Annotated in this window: 2 protein-coding genes; both read left to right on the forward strand. The window is 68.0% G+C overall.

Annotation, left to right across the window (positions count from 1 at the left end; translation table 11 throughout):
- Positions 1-1,165 (forward strand): acetyl-CoA C-acyltransferase (locus Q0716_RS03195; protein ID WP_299019564.1); only part of this gene is annotated, 1,165 nt, incomplete at its 5' end.
- A complete protein-coding gene (locus Q0716_RS03200) occupies positions 1,165-3,009 on the forward strand; it encodes an acyl-CoA dehydrogenase (RefSeq protein WP_299019566.1) in 1,845 nt (614 codons plus the stop codon). The genes Q0716_RS03195 and Q0716_RS03200, both read left to right, overlap by 1 nt.
- The last annotated feature ends 80 nt before the right edge of the window (positions 3,010-3,089 follow it).

Here is a 3,089-nt window from a genome sequence, read left to right on the forward strand (position 1 = left end):
TGTCATCGTCTCTACCGCACGCACCCCCTTGGCCAAGAGCTGGAAGGGGTCCTTCAACATGACGCACGGTGCCACGCTGGGCGGTCACGTGGTGCGCGCCGCCATCGAGCGCGCGCGCCTGGACCCAGCCGAGGTCGAAGACGTCATCATGGGCTGCGCCAACCCGGAAGGGGCCACGGGCTGGAACATTGCGCGCCAGATCGCCTTGGCCGCAGGGTGCCCGGTCACGGTGTCGGGCCTGACCGTCAACCGGTTCTGCTCGTCGGGGTTGCAGACGATCGCCTTGGCTGCCCAGCGCATCATGGCAGGTGAGGGCGAGATCTATGTGGCCGGTGGGGTCGAGAGCATCTCGTGCGTGCAAAACGAGATGAACAAGCACATGATGGCCGACCCCGCGCTGCTGGAGCGCAAGCCCGAGATTTATTGGACCATGCTGCAGACCGCCGAGCAGGTGGCCAAGCGCTACCGCATCGGCCGCGACGCGATGGACGAGTACGGCGCGGCCAGTCAGCAAAAAGCCTGTGCAGCGGCGGCGGCCGGCAAGTTCGACGACGAGATCGTGCCGATCACGGTCACGGCGGGCATCTATGACAAGCAGCGTGGGCTCATCACGCAGCAGGTGACCGTGTCGCGTGACGAGGGGCTGCGAGAGGGGACCACCAAGGAAGCGATCGCCGCCATCAAGCCTGCGCTGCCCGGCGGCACTATCGCTGCTGGCAATGCGAGCCAGTTCTCCGACGGGGCGGGTGCGTGCGTCGTGATGGACGAAAAAGTGGCCGAGCGCAAGGGTTTGCAGCCGCTGGGGCGGTTTCTGGGCTTTGCCGTGGCGGGGTGCGAGCCCGACGAGATGGGCATCGGCCCCGTGTTTGCCGTGCCCAAGGTGTTGCAGCGGCTGGGCCTGACGGTGGATGACATCGATCTCTGGGAGCTCAACGAGGCGTTCGCGGTGCAAGTCCTCTACTGCCGCGACCGCCTGGGCATCCCGGCCGACCGCCTCAATGTCAACGGCGGCGCGATTGCGATTGGCCACCCGTACGGTGTGTCCGGGCAGCGCCTGACCGGGCATGCACTCATCGAAGGCAAGCGGCGTGGCGCCAAGCGGGTGTGCGTGACCATGTGTATCGGTGGCGGTATGGGCGCAGCTGGCGTGTTCGAGGTGCTGTGATGAACCCGGGTCTGCGCGCCACCATCGATTTTTTGCTCTACGACTGGTTGCGCGTGCAGGCCCTGACCGAGCGAGCGCGCCATGCCGAGCATACGCGCGAGACGTTCGATGCGGTGCTCGACACCTGCGAGCGCATCGCGCGCGAGAAGTACGCCCCCTTCAACCGCCTCGTCGACACCGAGGAGCCGCGCTTCGACGGCGAGCGGGTGGTGCTGCCCGCTGCGACACACGAGGCGTGGCGGGCCTATGCGGCCAGCGGCATGCTGAGCGCGTCGCAGGACTACGACGTGGGCGGCATGCAGCTGCCCTACACGATCGAGGCGGCGGGCAATGCGTTTTTTGCCGCGGCTTCGGTCAGTATCGGCGCGGGCATGCTCACGGTGGGCAACGCGAACCTGTTGATGGCGCACGGCACCGAGGCACAGCGCCGCGCGTTTGCGCAGCCTGAGCTGCAAGGGCGGTTTGCGGGCACCATGTGCCTGAGCGAGCCGCAGGCCGGCTCTAGCCTGAGCGATATCGCGACCCGGGCCGTCCCCGACGGCGACGATTTCGAGAGCGATCCCCTGGGGCCCCGCTACCGCTTGCGCGGCAACAAGATGTGGATCTCGGCCGGCGAGCACGAGCTAACCGACAACATCGTTCACCTGGTGCTGGCCAAGATTCCGGGGGCTGACGGTCGGCTGCCGCCCGGCGTCAAGGGGATTTCGCTGTTCATCGTGCCCAAGTGGCTGGTGGACACGCAAGGCCGACTGACCGGCGAGCGCAACGATGTGGCGCTGGCGGGTCTCAACCACAAGTGCGGCTGGCGCGGTACACCCAACACGCTGCTCAACTTTGGCGAGGGGCGCTACCCGGTGCGTGCCCCCGGGCTGGATGGGCGCGGCGCGGGCGCCATCGGCTACCGGGTGGGCGCGCCCGGCGACGGCTTGCGCTGTATGTTTCACATGATGAACGAGGCGCGCATCGGCGTTGGCATGGCCGCCACCATGTTGGGTATGGCGGGCTATCTGGCCAGCCTCGACTACGCGCGCACGCGGCTGCAGGGGCGCTTGCCGGGTCCCGCGGGCAAGGACCCTGCTCAGCCGCCGGTGCGCATCATCGAGCACGCCGACGTCAAGCGCATGCTGCTGGCGCAAAAGGCGTACTGCGAGGGGGCGCTGGCGTTGGCGCTGTATTGCGCCCGGCTGGTCGACGAGCAGCGCACGGGCGACGCGCGAGCAGCCGACGACGCGCGCTTGCTGCTCGAGGTGCTCACGCCGATCGCCAAGAGCTGGCCCAGCGAATGGTGCTTGGAGGCCAACAGCTTGGCCATCCAGGTGCACGGCGGCTATGGCTACACGCGCGACTTTCCGGTCGAGCAATACTGGCGCGACAACCGCCTCAACATGATCCACGAAGGCACGCATGGCATCCAGGCTATGGATTTGCTGGGCCGCAAGGTGCGCATGGAAGACGGCCGTGGCTTGTCGCTGCTGGCGCAGCGGATGCAGACCACCGTGGCGCGCGCCCGTGCCGTGCCCACGCTGGCGGCGCACGCACAGGCGCTGGCGCGCGCCATCGACGAGGTGGGCGTGGCCACACGCATGGCCTGGGCCGATGGCGATCCGGTCGCCGCGCTGGCCAATGCCGTGCCGTACCTGCAGGCCTTGGGGCACACGGTGCTGGCGTGGATCTGGCTGGACGTGGCGCTGGCGGCCGTCGGCCGCGACGACGTCGCCAGCCGCGGGCGCTTGCAGGCGTGCCGCTACTTTTTTCATTACGAACTGCCCAAGATCGGGCCGTGGCTGCAGGTGGTGCGCACGCGCGACAGCACCTGCGCCGAGATGCCCGAAGACGCTTTCTGAGCCTGGTGGGCCGCGCACGGGGCCCCGTTTCGAGGAGATACCGCATGACCCGCAGCATCACACGACTGTTCGACCTGACG

Source organism: uncultured Tepidimonas sp. (assembly GCF_938045175.1).
GTDB lineage: Bacteria > Pseudomonadota > Gammaproteobacteria > Burkholderiales > Burkholderiaceae_C > Tepidimonas.